The sequence below is a fragment of the Roseburia sp. AM16-25 genome, assembly GCF_003473825.1.
Taxonomy (GTDB): Bacteria; Bacillota; Clostridia; order Lachnospirales; family Lachnospiraceae; genus Pararoseburia; species Pararoseburia lenta.
The window spans coordinates 518251-538375 of the sequence record NZ_QUCW01000002.1; the positions used below are offsets into that span (position 1 = coordinate 518251).

Annotated in this window: 21 protein-coding genes; 19 read left to right on the forward strand and 2 right to left on the reverse strand. The window is 45.7% G+C overall.

Annotated elements, in window-relative coordinates; genetic code table 11:
- Positions 1–50: 50 nt before the first annotated feature.
- Positions 51–1139, reverse strand: a complete 1089-nt coding sequence (locus DW183_RS06400; RefSeq protein WP_118281145.1) for a ribonuclease H-like domain-containing protein — start codon at positions 1137–1139, stop codon at positions 51–53.
- A gap of 188 nt (positions 1140–1327) precedes the next feature.
- Between DW183_RS06400 and rsxC the strand changes: the two genes are divergently transcribed.
- From rsxC to DW183_RS06430, 6 genes are read left to right on the forward strand one after another with little or no spacing between them, the layout of a single operon-like run.
- Positions 1328–2650, forward strand: coding sequence for an electron transport complex subunit RsxC (gene rsxC, locus DW183_RS06405; protein ID WP_118281146.1), 1323 nt, complete (start codon positions 1328–1330; stop codon positions 2648–2650).
- 15 nt (positions 2651–2665) lie between these two features.
- Positions 2666–3607 (forward strand): RnfABCDGE type electron transport complex subunit D, encoded by a 942-nt coding sequence (locus tag DW183_RS06410; protein WP_118281147.1) that lies wholly within the window; start codon positions 2666–2668, stop codon positions 3605–3607.
- Positions 3607–4221, forward strand: coding sequence for an RnfABCDGE type electron transport complex subunit G (locus DW183_RS06415; RefSeq protein ID WP_118281148.1), 615 nt, complete (start codon positions 3607–3609; stop codon positions 4219–4221). Before DW183_RS06410 ends, DW183_RS06415 begins: the two co-directional genes overlap by 1 nt.
- A complete protein-coding gene (rsxE, locus tag DW183_RS06420) occupies positions 4214–4972 on the forward strand; it encodes an electron transport complex subunit RsxE (protein ID WP_118281149.1) in 759 nt (252 codons plus the stop codon). The genes DW183_RS06415 and rsxE overlap by 8 nt, the downstream gene beginning before the upstream one ends.
- 11 nt (positions 4973–4983) lie before the next feature.
- A complete protein-coding gene (rsxA, locus tag DW183_RS06425) occupies positions 4984–5562 on the forward strand; it encodes an electron transport complex subunit RsxA (protein WP_118281150.1) in 579 nt (192 codons plus the stop codon).
- 12 nt (positions 5563–5574) lie between these two features.
- A complete protein-coding gene (locus DW183_RS06430; RefSeq protein ID WP_118281151.1) occupies positions 5575–6372 on the forward strand; it encodes an RnfABCDGE type electron transport complex subunit B in 798 nt (265 codons plus the stop codon).
- Positions 6373–6448: 76 nt separating this feature from the next.
- On the opposite strand, the gene DW183_RS06435 is transcribed toward DW183_RS06430, so the two are convergent.
- Entirely contained in the window at positions 6449–7486 is a 1038-nt protein-coding gene (locus DW183_RS06435) for an FAD:protein FMN transferase (protein WP_118281152.1), read from the reverse strand.
- Between the two features lie 113 nt (positions 7487–7599).
- Here DW183_RS06435 and proB point away from each other — a divergent pair, with 113 nt between their 5' ends.
- The 13 genes from proB to DW183_RS06500 all read left to right on the forward strand — a co-directional run bounded on the left by proB (position 7600) and on the right by DW183_RS06500 (position 20098).
- Positions 7600–8445 (forward strand): glutamate 5-kinase, encoded by an 846-nt coding sequence (gene proB / locus DW183_RS06440; protein ID WP_118281153.1) that lies wholly within the window; start codon positions 7600–7602, stop codon positions 8443–8445.
- The gene (locus tag DW183_RS06445) at positions 8445–8663 is read left to right on the forward strand and encodes a DUF896 domain-containing protein (RefSeq protein ID WP_118281154.1); all 219 of its coding nucleotides are present in this window, start codon (positions 8445–8447) and stop codon (positions 8661–8663) included. The genes proB and DW183_RS06445 overlap by 1 nt, the downstream gene beginning before the upstream one ends.
- Positions 8656–9231: a 5-formyltetrahydrofolate cyclo-ligase gene (locus DW183_RS06450; RefSeq protein WP_158573030.1), complete on the forward strand. Its 576-nt coding sequence runs from the start codon at positions 8656–8658 to the stop codon at positions 9229–9231. The genes DW183_RS06445 and DW183_RS06450 overlap by 8 nt, the downstream gene beginning before the upstream one ends.
- Positions 9228–10475 carry a glutamate-5-semialdehyde dehydrogenase gene (locus DW183_RS06455; RefSeq protein WP_118281156.1) on the forward strand — a complete coding sequence of 416 codons (1248 nt, stop codon included), beginning with the start codon at positions 9228–9230 and terminating at the stop codon, positions 10473–10475. The genes DW183_RS06450 and DW183_RS06455 overlap by 4 nt, the downstream gene beginning before the upstream one ends.
- A 22-nt stretch (positions 10476–10497) precedes the next feature.
- Positions 10498–11934: a tRNA (N6-isopentenyl adenosine(37)-C2)-methylthiotransferase MiaB gene (gene miaB, locus DW183_RS06460; RefSeq protein ID WP_243069526.1), complete on the forward strand. Its 1437-nt coding sequence runs from the start codon at positions 10498–10500 to the stop codon at positions 11932–11934.
- Entirely contained in the window at positions 11934–12314 is a 381-nt protein-coding gene (locus DW183_RS06465; RefSeq protein ID WP_118281158.1) for a NusG domain II-containing protein, read from the forward strand. The genes miaB and DW183_RS06465 overlap by 1 nt, the downstream gene beginning before the upstream one ends.
- An 8-nt stretch (positions 12315–12322) precedes the next feature.
- Positions 12323–12814, forward strand: a complete 492-nt coding sequence (locus DW183_RS06470; protein ID WP_118281159.1) for a Gx transporter family protein — start codon at positions 12323–12325, stop codon at positions 12812–12814.
- A gap of 10 nt (positions 12815–12824) precedes the next feature.
- On the forward strand, positions 12825–13427 hold the full coding sequence (gene ruvA / locus DW183_RS06475; RefSeq protein ID WP_118281160.1) for a Holliday junction branch migration protein RuvA: 603 nt from the start codon (positions 12825–12827) through the stop codon (positions 13425–13427).
- 9 nt (positions 13428–13436) lie between these two features.
- On the forward strand, positions 13437–14429 hold the full coding sequence (ruvB, locus tag DW183_RS06480; RefSeq protein ID WP_118281161.1) for a Holliday junction branch migration DNA helicase RuvB: 993 nt from the start codon (positions 13437–13439) through the stop codon (positions 14427–14429).
- A gap of 72 nt (positions 14430–14501) precedes the next feature.
- Positions 14502–14930 (forward strand): cell division protein ZapA, encoded by a 429-nt coding sequence (locus DW183_RS06485; protein WP_118281162.1) that lies wholly within the window; start codon positions 14502–14504, stop codon positions 14928–14930.
- 44 nt (positions 14931–14974) lie between these two features.
- On the forward strand, positions 14975–17194 hold the full coding sequence (locus DW183_RS06490; protein WP_118281163.1) for a peptidase U32 family protein: 2220 nt from the start codon (positions 14975–14977) through the stop codon (positions 17192–17194).
- A complete protein-coding gene (locus tag DW183_RS06495; protein ID WP_118281164.1) occupies positions 17194–18543 on the forward strand; it encodes an FtsW/RodA/SpoVE family cell cycle protein in 1350 nt (449 codons plus the stop codon). The genes DW183_RS06490 and DW183_RS06495 overlap by 1 nt, the downstream gene beginning before the upstream one ends.
- Positions 18506–20098: a peptidoglycan D,D-transpeptidase FtsI family protein gene (locus DW183_RS06500; RefSeq protein ID WP_243069527.1), complete on the forward strand. Its 1593-nt coding sequence runs from the start codon at positions 18506–18508 to the stop codon at positions 20096–20098. Before DW183_RS06495 ends, DW183_RS06500 begins: the two co-directional genes overlap by 38 nt.
- Positions 20099–20125 lie beyond the last annotated feature (27 nt).

The following is a 20125-nucleotide window of genomic DNA, read 5'->3' on the forward strand; positions in this document are numbered from 1 at the left end:
AGGATCCTAACTTCCTTTGGGAGGTTAGGATCTTTTTGTATTAAGAATACTCAATTTAGGAGACAGAAAATGTAGCGGGCGATGAAAGTCTCATCCACATAGGATTTCTGGTAAGGGATGAAAGATTTCTTATCCTTGTATGCTCTGGCAAAGAAATAGATGTCATCACTGCATTCTAAAGCATCCGGCACCATGAGATAGGTGTCGACTTTGGCAATGTAACATGTCGCTGGGGTGGCTTTCTGCTTTTTTTCTTTGGCAATATGGGATGCCAGTTCTTTGGGGATGACCATGTCTTCTTCCGGCAGGTAGACATAGGACTTTACATCCGGCAGGAAATGATACATTTTCTCGTGATAAAGTGAAATCGTGCCTTTGATGCTATCGTCTTCTAAGATGATGTAATAATCATCCGTGTGCAGACGTAGGGGTGCGGGCAGACGAAAAGAAGTGGAAGCGGTAAAAGTGAGTTCCTGATTTTGTATGCCCTGATAATCGGTATAGGAGGACAGGGAGAGATCTGTAATCCTTATCTGCATGTCCTTTAAGTGGGCATAGGATAGGATGGGCAGGATCTCGACCATGCCAGCCACATCTTCGTAGTTATGTAGTTTCAAAAGTGTCAGAGCCTCATCATCCGGCTCATTGCAGTAGGACTGGTAGACAGAGATCAACTCGCCGCCGGAGTATTTGTCCTCCCGGTGGATACCAAGGAAGGATTCGATGGTTTTTTGCCGGTAGGATGGCAGATTTAAGATGGATTTCATGCCGCGGCATGCCTTATAGATGTCAAAATGCTGATCGGGCAGAGCGTCGGTAGGAATTTGCAGTTTCTGACAGCGGTCAAGGATAAATCTTTCATCAAAACGGATGCCGTTAAAGGAAAGAAGACCTTGAAAATCTTTACACAGTTCCAAAAAGGCTTCTAAGACCTCAGATTCCTCGGCGGGTGTCTCGGCAAGGTATTGCAGTAAGGTAATCTTCCTGCCCTTGTGATAGGCACAGCCGATCAGATATATGGTGTTATATTTTGCAGAAAGACCGGTGGTCTCGATGTCAAACAGGAGTTGATCTTCCTGCCAAAAGTCCAGTTCTTGATAGCGGGGCGTATAAGTATAGGTGTCCGTAAATGTAAGCATGAGAGCCTCCTTTTGGTTAAAAATTTAACAGACAAAGCCTGTATATTCCATAGTATAACACATATGGAAAAGGTACTCAAAAAGATACAAAAAGATGCGTCTGTATGTCTTGATTTGTTTACAAAAGTGATATAATGTATTCAAAGTGTGTAATCACATAAGTATCGAAAGAAAGAGGGGTACAGTTCATGGGCCTAAAGACATTTAAGGGCGGCGTTCATCCTAAGGATGGCAAAGACTTATCCAAGTCCAAGCCGATTAAAGAATTGCTGCCGGAAGGAGACTTAGTCTTTCCTTTATCTCAGCATATTGGTGCTCCAGCAACACCTATCGTTGCTGTTGGCGATGCTGTATTAAAAGGACAGAAGATCGCAGAGGCAGGTGGCTTTGTGTCATCTCCAATCTACTCATCTGTTTCAGGAACGGTCAAGGCGATCGAGCCTAGACGTGTAACTGTTGGTGATATGGTCAATTCCATTATTATCGAGAGTGACGGTGAGTTCAATGAGGTTACCTACGAAGAGACAGAAGATGTGACCAAACTTTCTAATGAAGAGATCATTGGAAAGATCAAGGAAGCCGGCGTTGTCGGTATGGGTGGTGCAGGTTTCCCAACCCATGTCAAGTTGTCTCCGAAGGAGCCGGACAAAATCGAGTATATTATTGCAAACTGCGCAGAGTGTGAACCATATTTGACATCCGATTATCGTAGAATGATCGAGGAACCGGAAAAGTTGGTCGAAGGTATGAAGATTATCTTGCAGTTGTTCCCACATGCCAAGGGTATCTTTGGTGTCGAGGACAACAAGCCGGATTGTATCGAAAAGTTACAGGCACTGGTTGCAGGAGAGGCCCGTATGGAAGTTTGTCCGTTGCAGACAAAGTATCCACAGGGTGGTGAGCGTCAGTTGATCTTTGCTACCACAGGCAGAAGCATCAACTCCAAGATGTTGCCGGCAGACGCAGGCTGTATCGTTGATAACGTAGAGACCATGGTCGCTATTTATAATGCAGTACGTTTTGGTCGTCCGCTGACCAACCGTATTTTCACAGTTACCGGTGATGCGGTATGTGAGCCGAGAAACTTCTATATCAGCATTGGTACAAGTTACAGCCAGTTGTTAGAGGCAGCAGGCGGACTGGTAGCACCAGCGAAAAAGATGATCGCCGGTGGTCCTATGATGGGATTTGCTTTATTTGGCGTAGATGTTCCTACAACAAAGACAACGTCAGCCCTGCTTTGTATGACAGAGGATGAGGCTTCTAAGTATGAGACAACCGCCTGCATCAACTGTGGACGTTGTGTGGAGGCTTGTCCTGAGGCATTGGTTCCATCCAGACTTGCTGATTACTCTGAGCACAAGCAGATGGATAAATTTGAAGAATGGTATGGTCTTGAGTGTGTAGAATGTGGCAGTTGCAGTTATGTATGCCCGGCACGCAGACCTTTGGCACAGTCAGTCAAGACAATGAAAAAGTTTGTTCTTGCTGAAAAGAGAAAGAAAAATTAGGAAGGGGTGAATCTTGTGAGTGATTTATTAAACGTTACATCTTCGCCACACGTTAGAGATAAAATGGATACCCAGAAGATCATGGCATTGGTAGTGATCTCTTTGCTTCCGGCATCTATCTTCGGTATCTGCAATTTTGGATTGCATGCACTGGTATTGATCCTTGTGACTATCGCATCCTGTGTGGCTTCTGAATGGATCTACGAGAAGATCGTACATAAAAAGAGCACAATCAATGATCTGAGTGCAGTTGTTACAGGACTTCTGTTAGCACTCAACTTACCACCAACATTACCATGGTGGCAGGCAGTCCTTGGCGGTGTATTTGCTATTGTTATCGTCAAGATGTTATTTGGAGGACTGGGACAGAACTTCATGAACCCGGCACTGGGAGCAAGATGTTTCCTTTTGATCTCCTTTACCGGATCTATGACAAGTTTTACTTATGACGGCGTGACAGGTGCAACACCACTTGCTGCTTTAAAGGCTGGTGAGAGCGTAGATACCATGTCAATGCTTCTTGGTACGACAGCCGGAACCATCGGTGAGACATCTGTTATCGCACTTTTGATCGGTGCGATCATCCTGATCTTATTCGGGGTTATCGATCTTCGTATTCCGGGATCTTATATCATTACTTTCGCCATCTTTGTATTGATCTTTGGTGGACATGGATTTGATATGAACTATCTGGTTGCACAGTTATGTGGTGGTGGACTTATGCTTGGTGCCTTCTTTATGGCAACCGACTACGTGACTTCACCGATCACACCAAACGGCAAGATCCTTTACGGTATCGTTCTTGGTATTTTGACCGGTATCTTCCGTATCTATGGTGCATCCGCAGAAGGTGTTTCCTATGCGATCATCTTCAGTAACCTTTTGGTTCCTTTGATCGAGCGCATCACAATTCCAAGAGCCTTTGGCGTTGTCAAGGAGAAGGGAGGCAACAAATAATGGATAAATTAGTAAAAGACGCATTAGTCCTTACTGCAATTACTCTTATTGCCGGTGTCTGCCTTGGTGGTGTATATGAGATCACAAAGGATCCGATCGCAAAGGCACAGGAGTCTGCAACCCAGGAGTCTTACAAGGCTGTATTTGCAGATGCTGCTTCCTTTGAAGATTTGGAAGGATTTGATGCTGACGCAGCAACAAAGATCGCTGCTGATGCAGGTTATACAGATGATGATATTACAAATTGCGTGGTTGCAAAAGATGATGCAGGGCAGGCGATCGGTTATGTCATCACGATCACATCTCATGCCGGATACGGCGGAGACATCACATTCTCTATGGGTGTGACAAACGATGGTACTTTAAATGGTTATTCCATTACAGATATTAGTGAGACAGCAGGTCTTGGTATGAAGGCAAAAGAAGATGGCTTTATGAGCCAGTTCGCCGGGATCCCTGCGCAGATCTTGGAAGTTACCAAGTCTGGCAAGACAGCCGATACAGAGATCGAAGCCATCAGTGGTGCAACGATCACATCTAAGGCAGTTACCTATGGTGTCGATGCTGGTCTTACTTATTACAACAGCCTTGTAGGAGGTGCGTCAAATGAATAAGATCGTAGAACGTTTACAGAACGGTATTATCAAAGAAAATCCTACCTTCGTCCTGATGCTTGGTATGTGTCCGACACTTGCTGTTACCACATCTGCGATCAACGGACTTGGTATGGGACTTTCCACAACCGTTGTACTTGTTATGTCCAACTTAATGATTTCCTTGTTGAGACATATTATTCCGGACCGTGTACGTGTGCCGGCATTTATCGTTATCGTTGCATCTTTCGTAACGATCGTACAGTTCCTGGTACAGGGATTTATTCCAAGTCTTTACTCAGCACTTGGTATCTATATTCCGCTTATCGTAGTAAACTGTATCATCTTAGGAAGAGCAGAGTCATATGCTTCTAAGAATCCTGTCATTCCGTCTATCTTTGATGGACTTGGTATGGGACTTGGATTTACCGTAGGTCTTACCTCTATCGGTATCGTACGTGAGATCCTGGGAGCAGGTCAGATCTTTGGTTTCCAGATCCTTCCGCTTGCAGATGCTGCAACAGGAAAAGCAGGTTATACACCGATCACTATTTTTGTTCTTGCTCCTGGAGCATTCTTCGTACTGGCATTCTTGATCGCACTGATGAATGTGATCCGTGCAAATGCAGAGAAGAAGGGCAAACATATCGCACCGGCTACCGGATGTCTTGCAGGAGACTGCGAGTCTTGTGGTATGGGATCTTGCTCAGGCAAGTCTAATGTCAGCGTAGCAAAGGCAGAAACAAAGACAGAAGCAAAGGATAAGGAATAGGAGGAAGAGCAATGAAAGAATTACTTTTGATATTGGTTGCATCTGCAATCGTAAATAACGTTGTGCTTAGCCAGTTCCTTGGACTGTGTCCTTTCCTTGGCGTTTCCAAGAAGATTGAGACAGCTGCCGGTATGGGCGGTGCCATTATTTTCGTTATTACCATTTCAAGTTTTGTAACAGGACTTATTTACAAGTTTATTTTGGAGCCGACTGGATTTTCTTATTTGCAGACGATCGTATTCATCCTTGTGATCGCTGCATTGGTTCAGTTTGTTGAGATGTTCTTAAAGAAGCAGATTCCCGCACTGTATCGGTCACTTGGTGTATATCTGCCGCTGATCACAACAAACTGTGCTGTACTTGGTATCGCACTTAAGAACGTAACCAAGGGATACAATATCTTAGAGGGCGTGATCAACGGATTTGGTACAGCAGTAGGCTTCACCATCGCTATCGTGATCATGGCTGGTATCCGTGAGAAGATCGAATTCAATGATATTCCAAAGCCATTTAAGGGCTCTGCCATCGTTGTTGTTACAGCAGGACTTATGGCGATCGCATTCTTTGGATTCTCAGGAATTATTAAGTAGGAGGGCTGACAGATGAGCGTAACAGGAGTTATTGTAGCCGCTGTCATTGTCGGCTGCACAGGATGTTTGATGGGATTTTTCTTATGCTTTGCATCAGAAAAGTTCAAGGTTGAAGTAGACGAAAGAGAAGAAGCAATTATTGGTGTTCTGCCGGGAAATAACTGTGGTGGATGTGGTTATGCCGGATGTTCCGGTCTGGCTGCTGCCATCGTCAAGGGAGAAGCACCGGTCAATGGTTGTCCGGTCGGTGGCGCTGCGGTTGGAGCCAAGGTTGGCGAGATCATGGGCGTTGCTGCTGAAGACAGCGTTAGGCAGGTTGCTTTTGTAAAGTGTGCCGGTACTTGTGAAAAGGCTGGCAAGGACTATGAGTATGCCGGTGTAGAAGACTGCCAGGCAATGGCATTCGTACCAGGCGGCGGTCCAAAGTCTTGTAACTATGGATGTATGGGATTTGGTTCCTGCGTAAAGGCTTGTCCTTTTGACGCTATCCATATCGTAGACGGTATTGCAAAGGTTGATCCGGAAGCATGTAAGGCTTGTGGTAAGTGCGTGAGCACCTGTCCGAAGCATTTGATCGAACTGGTTCCTTACGAGGCTACCACATTAGTACAGTGTAGTTCTAAGGACAAGGGTAAGGATGTCATGAAGGCATGTTCGGTTGGATGTATCGGATGTCATCTTTGTGAGAAGAACTGTGAGCATGATGCCGTACATGTCATTGACAATGTGGCATACATCGATCAGGAGAAGTGCGTAGGCTGTGGTGTCTGTGCACAGAAGTGTCCGAAGAAGATCATTCTTTCCAAGTAAGATCATCTTTTTAAAAGAGTTTTGGAAAATAATAAAACGGATAGGAGAGATCGTAAATGTCTTTCCTATCCGTTTTTTACTTTACTACTATATTATAATCCTTATCTAATAATTCAAAAGGGATGGTTTTTCCGATGCCGGAAGTGTATTGGATGGATCCGTCGCTTGTCACAAAGATGGCTTCTACATCGGAAAGGCTTTCTACATAGGCAAGACCATCGTCAAGCCCCATGAGAAAGACCGTCGTGCTTAAGGCATCACAGGTAAGAGAGTCATGGCTGATGATCGTTACGGAATCCAGATCATTGTCACATGGATAACCGGTGGAAAGATCCAGGATGTGATGGTAACGCTTGCCATCTACTTCAAAGTATCTTTGGTAGGTGCCGGAGGTGACGACCGAGTCGTCAGCCACCTTTACTGTGGCAAGTGCCGTACCGTCCTCGGAAAATGGTTTTTGAATGGCTATCTTATAAGATTTTTCATCGCCGTCCTTCGGACCGACACATAAGACATTGCCCCCCAGATTGATCAGCCCACTTTGAACGCCCTGGTCATTAAGGTAGGCTTTCATCTGATCGGCGATGTAGCCTTTGGCGATACCGCCAAGATCTATGGCAGCATTCGGATCTGTCAGGCTGACCATATTGCCGTCAATGACAATATTTTGGTAGTTGATAGTGGCAAGGGCTTCCTGGATGGCTTCTACGGATGGGATTTCCTTGGAAGACGATTCGGAGAAATCCCAAAGGGAAGATAATTTTCCGACCGTGATATCAAACTTGCCATTGCTAGACTTGCTGTAAGCAATACCGGCATTTAGGATGTCGATTGTCTCATCACTGACTTCCACGGCTTGTCCTTGGCTGTGATTGATCTTCCAGATATCTGTACCTTCCTTTTGGGCACTGAAAAGATCCTCATATTTTTCTGCCATAGAAAAGCAGTGATCCAGTTCCTTTTCATAGGATGCGTCATATAAGGTAATGGTTATGACCGTATCAAAATAAAAGCCTGTCTTTGAGATCGGCTCTGTCGTCTTTCCACACCCGCCCAGTGAGAGCAAGGTCAAAAAGAGGCAAAAAGATAAGCCGAGTGCATGTATTTTTTTCATGGTAAACACCTCATTTTTATCGTCCTATTATGATAGCATAAATGAATTGCATAAAAAAGAGATATTCGCTATAATTACATTGGTTTATTAGGGATTTGGAAGGATAAGATCTTATGAAGAAAAATAGATTTAAAAATAAGAAGCGGATCGTTGTCAAGATCGGGTCTTCTTCTTTACAACATAAAAAAACAGGCCAGCTGGATTTTATCAAACTGGAAAAACTGGTCCGGGAACTTTGTGACTTGAAAAATCAGGATATCGATGTCTGCCTGGTATCTTCCGGTGCTATCGCCGTCGGACGAAAGATGCTCGGTATCACCAAGCGTCCCAAGAACCTTTCGACTAAACAGGCATGTGCTGCGGTAGGACAGGCCAGTCTCATGATGACCTATCAGAAACTTTTCGCAGAATACCACCAGCAGTGCGGTCAGGTCCTGATGACCAAAAAGACCATGATCGATAACGTATCCCGCAAAAATGCACAGAATACGTTTGAAGAACTCTTTCGTCTGGGCGTGATCCCGGTCGTCAATGAAAACGATACGGTAAACACCTATGAGATCCAGTTTGGTGACAATGACTCACTGGCAGCGATCGTTGCCTCTTTGATCGGGGCGGATCTTCTGATCCTGCTTTCCGATATTGACGGTCTGTTTACGGCAGATCCCAAGACAGATCCGGAGGCAAAACTGGTTGACGTGGTAGAACAGTTGGATGAAAGGTATCTGCATATGGCAAGTTCTAAGGCAGGCAGTGATGTGGGCACCGGCGGCATGACGACTAAACTCAATGCTGCGCGGATCGCTACTTATTCCGGCTCGGATATGATCATCGCCAATGGTAAGGATGTGGGGGTCCTGCATCAGATTTTAGAGGATGATTTTGTGGGAACCGTCTTTAAAGCAGACAAAAAGGATGACTTTTTCATCGCAGATTTTATAGAGGAGAATATGAACTAATGACAGAGGAAAAGATTGCAAGGATCAATGAATTATATAAAAAGTCCAAGGCAGAGGGGCTGACAGAGGAAGAAGCAAAGGAACAACATGCACTCCGTCAGGAATATCTGGATAGTGTAAGAAAGAATCTGAGAAGTCAGTTAAACAATATTGATGTCAAAGAAGCAGACGGAACGATCGTCAACCTGGGAGAAAAATACGGCAAGAAGCATGAATAAGCAGGAACTGCGAAAAGAACTCAAAAAAAGGCGGGATGCCCTGCTACAAGATGTGCGGGAGACTTACAGCAGGCAGATCTGTCAAAATCTGTTGGATCTGCCTATGGTAAAAGAGACAGATATTATCTATGCATATAGTGCCACCAGATCCGAGGTGTCTTTGCAGATACTGATTGAAGATGCTTTGGAGAGACATAGCAGGATAGGCATGCCCAAGGTCTTTGGTGATACCATGGATTTTTATGTTATCCGGCAACTGTTAGATTTAAAAAAAGGAGCCTTTGGTATCTTAGAACCGCAGGCGGACGAAAAAGATCTTTTGACAGACAATCGGGGCATATGCTTGGTTCCGGGACTGGGATTTGATGCCGCAGGCGGCAGGATCGGCTATGGCAAGGGCTATTATGACAGATATCTACAGGCATTTCCGGGGCTGATACGCATCGGATGCTGTTTTGAGGAACAGTTAGTAGAAAAGATCCCAAAAGAGGCGCAGGATATATCCATGGATTATCTGATGACGCCATCCGGTCTTTTGGTGTGCAAGGGAAATGAGGAGAGAGCATGAGTGATTTAAAACAATTAGGAAGTCTGGCAAAAGAGGCATCCAGAGTCTTAGCGACCATGGGAACAAATGAGAAGAACCATGCACTGACAATGGTTGCAGATGGTCTGAAAGCGGATGCAGCTGAGATCTTAGCAGAAAATGAAAAAGATATGGAAAAAGGCAGAGAGGGAGGCATGCCGGAGGGACTTTTGGACCGTCTGCTCCTGACCCCGTCCCGAATCAGGCAGATGGCAGAGGGCTTACGTCAGGTCGTCGCTTTGGATGACCCGATCGGAGAAGTACTTTCCATGAAAAATCGTCCGAATGGTCTGACCATCGGAAAAAAACGTGTACCGATCGGTGTGGTCGGCATGATCTATGAGGCAAGGCCAAATGTCACGGCAGATGCTTTCGGACTCTGCTTTAAGACCGGAAATGCCGTGATCTTAAAAGGCGGCAGTGATGCTCTTTACTCTAATATGGCAATGGTTGCCAGCATCAAACGAAGCCTGAAAAAGGCGGGCGTGACAGAACATGCATTAGAACTCATCACCGATACGGATCGCGAGGTTACCAACCGGTTTATGAAGATGAACGAATATCTGGATGTTCTCATTCCGCGTGGGGGAGCAGGACTCATCCGTGCCGTGGTGAACAATGCGACCGTCCCTGTCATTGAGACCGGAACCGGAAATTGTCATATCTATGTCGATGAGACCGCTGACCTTTCCATGGCGGTAGACATCATCGAAAATGCCAAGACACAGCGTATCGGGGTCTGCAATGCCTGCGAATCCCTTGTGATCCATAAGGATGTGGCAGAAAAAGTCCTTCCTATGATAAAGACGAGATTATTTGCCCACAATGTCGAGATCCGAGGGGATGCCAGAGCAAAGAATATCTGCCCGGATATTTCTATGGCAAATGATGAGGATTGGGGAACGGAATATCTGGATTACAAGATCTCCGTCAAGATCGTATCGGATATTGATCAGGCGATCGATCATATCAACAAGTATAATACCGGACATTCGGAAGCCATTATCACGCAGGACTATAACCATGCCCGGAAATTCTTAAATGAGATTGATGCAGCATGCGTCTATGTCAATGCGTCTACCCGCTTTACGGATGGCTTTGAATTTGGATTTGGCGCAGAGATCGGCATCAGCACACAAAAACTGCATGCCAGAGGTCCGATGGGCTTAGAAGCGCTTACCAGCACAAAATATATTATTTACGGAAATGGACAGATCCGTCCATAGCCTTTTGAAGGAGAATAACTTTATGATGAGATTAGAAGATGTGCTTTCGGAAGACAAGATTCCTGCTACCGAAGTAGAAAGACAGTATTATTTTATTGACGTAGCAAAGCAGATCCTAGAAGATAAGGAAAAGGAAGCCGGACGCAAACTGACCTTTTGTGTCAATACTTTCGGGTGCCAGATGAATGCCAGAGATTCTGAGAAACTGATCGGTATCTTAGAGCAGGTCGGCTATGTGCAGGCGGATTCCGAGGATGCGGATTTTGTGCTCTACAATACCTGTACCGTGCGTGAAAATGCCAACAACAAGGTCTATGGACATTTGGGCTATCTGCACAATAAGAAAAAGAAAAATCCTCATATGATGATCGCCCTGTGCGGTTGTATGATGCAGGAAGAGCATGTGGTTGAGACCATCCGCAAGAAATATCGTTTTGTCGATCTGGTCTTTGGTACACATAATATTTACAAATTCGCAGAACTTTTGGTGCGGTCGCTTTTATCCGAGTCTATGATCGTAGACATCTGGAAAGATACCGACCAGATCGTAGAAGACCTGCCGATTGAGAGAAAATACAGTTTCAAATCCGGTGTCAATATCATGTTCGGTTGCAATAATTTTTGCAGTTATTGTATTGTACCTTATGTCCGGGGCAGGGAGCGCAGTCGTAAGCCGATCGATATTATCCGTGAGATTGAAAAACTGGTCGCAGACGGCGTGGTAGAAGTCATGCTCTTGGGACAGAATGTCAATTCCTACGGAAAGAATTTGGACGAGCCGGTGACTTTTGCCCAGTTGTTGGAGCAGGTGGAGCAGATCGAGGGATTGGAACGTATCCGTTTTATGACATCCCATCCAAAGGATTTATCCGATGAACTGATCGAGGTTCTGGGGAAATCCCAAAAGGTCTGCAAGCACTTACACCTGCCACTGCAATCCGGCAGCAGCAAGATCTTGCAAAAGATGAACCGCCATTACACCAAGGAAGATTATTTGACTCTGGTAGATAAGATCCGCGCGGCAGTGCCGGATATGGCGATCACAACCGATATCATTGTCGGTTTCCCGGGCGAGACCGAGGAAGATTTCTTGGAGACTTTAGACGTCGTAGAAAAAGTGCGCTATGACAGTGCCTTTACATTTATCTATTCCAAGAGAACCGGTACGCCTGCTGCATCCATGGACGATCAGATCCCGTCAGATGTGGTAAAAGACCGTTTTGACCGCTTGCTTAGCCGTGTGCAGGCGATCTCCGCAGAAAAGGCAAAGGTCTACGAAGGCAAGACTGTAGATGTTTTGGTAGAAGAAATCAACCAGCATGATGCCAGCCTGATGACCGGACGTATGAGCAATAACTCTACCGTACATTTCCCGGGAGAAGCCGATCTGATCGGGCAGATCCTTCCGATAAAACTGGTAGAGTGTAAAGGATTTTACTATATTGGAGAGCGGGTTTGATGAGACAGCACTTTGGTAAGAGAGATTGGATTCTGTTGGGAGTCTTAGCAATCATTGCTATCGCTATCTGGGGCTATACGAGTTTTTGGCAAAAGGAAAGTGCAGAAAAAGCTATTGTCACGCTGGATGGTGAAACCTATGGTACTTATGATCTGAAAAAAGACCAGACGATCGAAATCAAAAAGGATGATTCTGTATGCAATGTCCTTTGTATTCAGGATGGAGAGATCTTTATGCAGGATGCCACTTGTCCGGACAAACTCTGTGAAAAGCAGGGGAAAAAGAGCCACGATAAGGAGACCATCGTCTGCCTTCCCAATAAGGTAGTGGTTACCGTGGTCTCTGCGGATACATCCGGGATCGACTCGGTGGCAAACTAGAGGTGGATATGAGAAAAAAAGTCGCATTGCTGGGTGTTTTTTTAGCACTGGCATTGATCTGTAGTTATATTGAATCCCTGATCCCTTTTTATTTCGGGGTGCCGGGCATGAAACTGGGACTGACCAATATTGTCGTTGTGCTTCTTCTTTACTTTTATGGGACAAAAGAGGCACTGGCGGTATCTTTCATGCGTATTTTGCTTGCCGGTTTTATGTTTGGAAATGCCTTTAGTATCCTCTATAGTCTGGCGGGCGGACTGCTCAGTTTGTTTGTCATGGCACTTTTAAAAAAGACAGGCTGGTTTCATATGATCGCCGTCAGTATCTGTGGAGGGATAACCCATAATCTGGGGCAGATCTTGGTGGCTATGGTGGTCGTTAAGAATTACTATATCTTCGGCTATTTTCCCTTCCTTTTTGTCGGTGGCTGGATCACGGGACTTTTGATCGGACTTTTAGCCCAGGAAATCTATACGAGAACAAAACATTTTATAAGATGATGGAGAGATTATGTATTCCTATATTTCAGGTCAGTTGGTTGAAGTAAATGAAGAAACGATCGTGGTGGATAATCATGGGATTGGCTATGAATTTTTTATACCAAAATCTGTGGTCTACCAGTTGCCAAATGTGGGCGGCAATGTCAAGATCTATACCTATTTGTATGTAAGAGAAGATGCTATGCAGTTTTTTGGTTTCCGCACCAAGGAAGAACTGGCTCTGTTTAAACTCTTGATCGGTGTCAACGGGATCGGGCCCAAGGGGGCTTTGGCAGTCCTTGGTGTCTTAAGTGCGCAGGATCTGCGCTTTGCCATATTAGCAGAGGATGCCAAGGCGATCGCGGCAGCACCGGGGATCGGTTCTAAGACAGCCCAGCGTGTTATCATTGACCTCAAAGACAAGATTGATAAGATCGCACCGGCGGGCAGTGCCAGCGGCATTCCGGTAAATGATGCTGCCTCTGCGATCAAGACGGATGTGATCGATGCCATGACCTCACTCGGTTACTCGGCATCCCAGGCACTGCGTGCCATGGAAGATATGGAGATCACGGAGGACGATACCGTGGAAGTGGTCTTGAAAGAAGTCTTAAAGAAAATGTCTTTTTTATAGGAGCAGGATATGGAAAAGCGTGTTATATCAACAGAAGTTCTGACAGAAGAACGCAGTGTGGAATCCTCCCTTCGTCCGGTCAAATTGGCGGAATATGTCGGGCAGGATCGCATCAAGGATAATTTAAAAGTATATATCGAAGCGGCAAAGAACCGTGGAGAGGCACTGGATCATGTGCTTTTCTACGGACCGCCGGGACTTGGTAAGACCACTCTTGCCTGCATCATTGCAAGTGAGATGGGCTCCAACATCAAGATCACATCCGGCCCTGCCATTGCAAAGACAGGGGACATGGCATCAATCCTATCCAACCTGCGCGAGGGGGATGTCTTATTTATTGACGAGATCCATCGTTTGAACAAGCAGGTGGAGGAATTTTTATATACCGCCATGGAAGATTATGCCATGGACGTTTTGATCGGCAAAGAAAATTCAGCCAAATCCGTGCGTATCGAACTGCCTCGCTATACGCTGGTGGGAGCGACGACAAGAGCAGGACTTTTGTCGGCACCGCTGCGTGACCGTTTTGGCGTGGTACATCATCTGGAATACTACAACGCAAAGGAGTTGCAGACCATTGTCTTACAGTCGGCGGGAAAATTAAATGTCAAGATCGATGAGGAAGGTGCCTACGAACTGGCAAGACGATCCAGAGGAACGCCACGTATCGCCAACCGCTTTTTGCGCCGTGTGCGTGATTTTGCGGAGGTACGTTATGACGGCGTGGTGACAAAGGAAGTGGCTGCGGCGGCACTTGACCTTTTGGATGTGGACTCTATGGGCTTAGATCGCAATGACAGAAGGATCTTAGAGACCATCATTCATAATTTTTCCGGTGGCCCGGTAGGCCTTGAAACCTTGGCAGCGACGATCGGCGAGGATTCGGGAACGATCGAAGATGTGATCGAGCCATATCTGGTCATGAACGGACTGATCATGCGGACGCCAAAGGGACGTGTGGCGACCGATCTGGCATATCAGCAGTTGGGATTGGAAAAATAAGGGAATAGTCTTGTAATTCTAAAAATAACCCGATATAATAGATATATTGTAGACAGTAGGAGGAAGCGTTTTATGGCTGCGAAAAAAAGCGCGGAAGTCATTATTGATGGTAAGGTATATACCTTAAGTGGATACGAAGAAGAAGATTATCTGCAAAAAGTAGGTGCCTACATCAACAATAAAATAAGCGAGTTTAATGAGATGGAGGAGTTCCGTAGATTATCTGCGGATACCCGGAGTACGCTTCTTGCCCTCAATATTGCAGACGATTATTTTAAGGCAAAGGAATCTGTCGACAAATATCAGATGGATATGGATCAAAAAGAAAAAGAGATCTATGATCTTAAGCATGACTTGATCGCAGATCAGATCAAACTCGAAAACTACGAGGAAAAGATCAAGGCTTTAGAAGCGGATAAGCAGGAATTGCTGGTCCAGAAGTCCAAGTTGGAGGCATCGCTTGAAGATGCATTGCTTGGAGATATAGCGGAAGATAAGTAAGGACAGTGTAAACTGTCCTTTTTGTATAATAGGAAAGAGGATGTATGAGAGCAAAAGAACTGGAACTATTGTCTCCGGCGGGGAATATTGAGATCTTTAAAAGTGCGATCGATGCCGGGGCGGATGCGGTCTATTTTGGGGGCGATCTCTTTGGTGCCAGAGCCTATGCAAAGAATTTCAGTATAGAGGAAGGAACAGAGGCTATCCGCTATGCGCATTTATATGGCAGACAGGCATATCTGACGGTCAATACCCTTTTAAAAAATCTAGAGATCGAACGGGATTTATACAAGTATATACGTGCCTATTATGAGGCGGGACTGGATGCGGTCATCGTGCAGGATATGGGCGTTTTTGCTATGCTCCGATCTTATTTTCCGGATCTGGCACTCCACGCCAGCACCCAGATGACACTTGCGGGAGCAGACGGAGCCGCCCTTTTACAAAAGCAGGGAGCCAGCCGTATTGTCACTTCGCGTGAGTTGTCTATTGCGGAGATCGCAGAGATCTACCAAAAGACCGGCATCGAGATCGAGACCTTTATCCATGGGGCGCTCTGTGTCTGTTATTCCGGTCAATGTCTGATGAGCAGTATGCTGGGCGGGCGCAGTGGTAATCGTGGTCGCTGTGCACAACCATGCCGTCTGCCTTATGATCTGCTGGATGAACATGGAAAAAAATCCAGCATGCCGGGGCAGTATCTGCTCAGTCCAAAAGACCTCTGTGGCATAGATTATATCAAGGCACTGGCAGAGGCGGGCGTTTACTCCTTTAAGATCGAAGGACGCATGAAACAAAAGGAATATGCAACAGGTGTGGTTAGTTTATATCGAAGGTATATGGATGCTTATCTGGAGGGCAGAGACCTGCCTGTCAGCAAGGCAGACCGTCAGCGGATCTTTGATCTTGGCAATCGTAAGGGCTTTACTCACGCCTATTTTACCAGGCAAAATGACCCGGATATGATCACCTATACCAAGCCGTCCCATGAGAAGGCAGACCTTGCAACCACGGAGCCTGTGGCAGAAAAATTAGGCGTATCCGGCAGATGTTACTTACAGATCGGCTGTCCAGCCAGACTCTGTGTGTCATATCAGGATGGAAAACGTGCGGCAAGTGTAGAAGTCTTTGGAGATGTGGTAGAGACTGCCGGTAAAACGCCGATCACAGAGGAACAGGTAGAGGTGAAATTAAAAAAAACGGGAAACACACCTTTTACTTTTTTAGATCTTGAGATCACATTGGAATCGGGCGCCTTTCTTCCGATGGGGCGTATCAATGAAATCCGCCGGAATGCTTTAGATGCCTTACTGGAACAAATAGAAAAAGGATCAGGCAAGAGAGAACCGGCACTTGACTTTGAAAAGTTGGAAATGGAGGAAAATGGACAAAAGGCGGACGCTTTGCTGCATCTGCTTGTCACCTGTCAGACCAAAGACCAGTATGTGCTTGCCTTAGAGGACAATCTGGTAAAAACAATCGGTCTGCCGCTTGCCTTCTTTATATGGGAGCAGGATAAGAGACTTTCAAAAGATGCATGTCTTGAAAAGGTAACAAGGATCTGCGAAAACGCTCATGCAAAGAATAAAGAGATCTATCTGCTAATGCCACCGATCTGTCGCAAAAAGGAGACAGATCTTTTGCGGGCATGGGATTTTCTTTTTGCGGATTCCTATTTTGACGGCATGATCGCAGCCTCCTATGATGGACTGGGATTTTTGGAAAGCATAGCATATCCTAGGGACCGCGTGATCTTAGATCACAGGCTCTATACGTTTTCTGACCGGAGCCAGCAGGCTTTTGCGCAGATGGGCTATCCACGCAATACAGCACCATTGGAACTCAATGCCAAAGAACTGCGCCACCGCTACAATGCAGCATCTTATATGTTACTCTATGGCAGGATACCGCTCATGATCACGGCAAACTGTCAGAACGCAAATGCAAGAGGCTGCGATCATAGGCCGCGGACATATTATCTGCAAGACCGCTACAAAGAGAGATTTCCAGTTAAAAACTGCTGTGCTTTTTGTTATAATGAGATATACAACAGCAAGATCTATCAGATCATTTCTGAAAACAAGACCTTAGAGAGTCTGGGCTTTTTCGGATATCGCATGGACTTTTCTTTTGAGACAAAAGAGGAGATGAAGCAGGTCTTAGCGCGATATGAGAATGCCTTTTATCATAAGGGTTTTGGCACAGAGGATGCCAAAGATGACGGTAACTATACCAAAGGCCATTTTAAACGAGGAGTAGAATAATGGTTCATTTGATCGTTTCGGTGAGTCGCTTTTCCATGCTTTTTATGATAGCGATCTATACCTATTATTGTTTTGCAACACTGAAAAAGAATATTTCGGAGCGCAGACAGACGAGGCTTTACAAAAAACAGACGACCCTGATGTATGGGCTTTTGATCAATGCCAATCTGGTATTGTATCTGGTCATGCAGGATATCCGGGTCTTAGGGCTTTGCCTGTGTGAGATCCTTTTGTTTGCCATCACGCTTTTGATCTATCAGAAGATCTATGCCCATGCCTCCAAGGCATTGGTAAATAATATGTGCATGCTGCTGGCAATCAGTTTTTTGATCCTGACAAGACTGGATATCGATAAGGCGATCAAGCAGTTTGCCTTTGCGGGCGTAGCGGTCGTGATCACCTGTTTTGTGCCGATTCTGGTTGCCAAGTTAAAGGTCTGGGATAAACTGGGCTTTTTGTATGGTCTGATCGGTATCGGTGGACTGGCTTTTGTATGCCTTGCAGCATCGACGACTTACGGTGCCAAACTCAGCATCAGCATCGGACCGGTCGTTTTGCAGCCATCGGAGTTTATCAAGATCTTATTTATCTTTTTCTCAGCATGCATGCTTTACAAATCGACGGAGTTTCATCATGTGGTAAAGGTGACGATCCTAGCGGCATTGCATGTTTTGATCCTGGTGGCATCGCGTGATCTGGGTGGGGCGCTGATCTATCTGATCACCTATCTGGTCATGCTCTATGTGGCGAGCCGAAAGCCCATCTATATGGTCTTGGGACTTGGCTCCGGGGCATTAGCCTCTGTTGTGGCATATCACTTGTTTGCCCATGTCAGAGACCGTGTGATCGCCTGGAAAGATCCTTTAAGCGTGATCGACGACCAGGGCTATCAGATCTCACAATCCCTCTTTGCCATTGGTTCTGGCGGCTGGTTTGGCGTCGGTCTGGGTCAGGGGATGCCGGACAAGATCCCGGTCGTAAAAACGGACTTTGTCTTTTCAGCGATCGCTGAGGAATTCGGCGTGGTATTTGCAATCTGTATCATCTTTATCTGCATTTCCTGTTTCCTCATGTTTTTCAATATCTCAATGCAGGTAAAGGACATCTTTTATAAATTGATCGCTCTGGGGATCGGTACCTTGTATGGCACGCAGGTCTTTTTGGCACTGGGCGGCGTGACAAAGTTCATACCGTCTACGGGAGTCACCCTGCCACTGGTAAGTTATGGTGGTAGTTCCCTGCTCAGCACGATCATATTATTTGCGATTATTCAGGGCTTGTATGTAATGCAGGTGGATGAAGGAGAGTCTGATGAAAGAATGGAACGCGCACGAAAGAAACGAAGATAAAGAAGTTGAGATCCTAGATTTCAACGATAAGCAGAAAAAGAAGCGCAGAGATAAAACAAAGACAAGTACAAGAGGGGCAAAGTACGAGCAGTCTCGTCAGATGCAGACACCGAGAAAGGCAAAGAATGAGCGGCGGACGACGACACGCAATAAGGAATATGCGATCGTCACCTATGTATTTTTGGCACTCTTTATCTGTATGACGGGCTGGATCATTTATTTTATGCAGTTTAAAAGCGAAGATTTTATCAATAATTCCTACAATGCGAGACTGGCAAAACTTTCCGATTATACCGTGCGGGGCGATATCCTTGCAAATGACGGTACGGTGCTTGCTACGACAAATGTGGATGAAGCGGGCAACGAGACCCGAAAATATCCTTATGGCAGTGTTTTTGCCCATGCCGTCGGTTATTCGGTCAACGGTATGTCCGGGGTGGAACTGGATGCCAACTACAATCTGCTCCGTTCCAATGCCTTTATCTTAACCCGTATTTTTAACGAGATCCGTGACGAGAAGAATCCGGGGGATGATGTCGTTACAACCCTGGATGTGTCCTTACAGCAGGCATGTTATGATGCCATGGGTTCCCAGGATGGTGCGGCGATTGTCATTGATCCTGCAACAGGCAAGATCCTTGCCATGGTCTCCAAACCGGACTATGATCCCAATACCATCGCACAGAACTGGGATTCTTATGTGGCGGCAGATTCCGATTCTACTGTGCTTTTGAACCGTGCGACACAGGGCTTGTATGCACCGGGATCGACCTTTAAGATCTTTACCTTGCTTTCTTATTTAAAGCAGGGCAATGATCCGAATGCATTTTCCTATGATTGTAACGGCACTTTTGAATACAACAATTATGCCATGCATTGCTATAATAATAAGGCACACGGCAGTGAAAACCTCATGGATGCCTTTGGTAATTCCTGCAATTGTGCTTTTTCCAATATCGGGCTGTCTCTGGATCTGGATGCTTACCATAAGTTGTGCCAGAAGATGCTCTTTAACCAGGACTTGCCGACAGCCTTAAAAAATACCGCCGTCAGCAAAATGACCTTGGAGGATGGAGCATCATCTTCTTTGATCATGCAGACAGCCATCGGTCAGGGAGATACCATGGTTTCGCCGCTGCATATGGCAATGGTCGCCAGTGCGATCGCAAATAACGGTACTTTGATGGAACCATATATCATCGATCATACACAAAACGAGAGTGGAACGATCGTCAAGCAGTTTGATGCGACTTCTTACGGCGAACTTTTGTCATCTTCGGATGCTGCGACTTTGCAGGAATATATGCGTTTTGTTGTCACGAACGGAACCGGCAGTGTCTTGAACAGTGACCTGTATGAAGCATACGGAAAGACAGGAACGGCTGAATTTTCATCCAACAAAAATGAGGATCACTCCTGGTTTGTAGGCTTTGCCAAGAATGCGGAAGGCAAGCAGATCGCCGTGGCTGTTGTCATGGAGGGTGTGGAATCCGGCGGACATTATGCCGTACCGGCGACCAAAAAGATCTTTGATGCTTATTTTGGCGCATATTAGAAATAAAACCGGTAAATTCTGGATAAA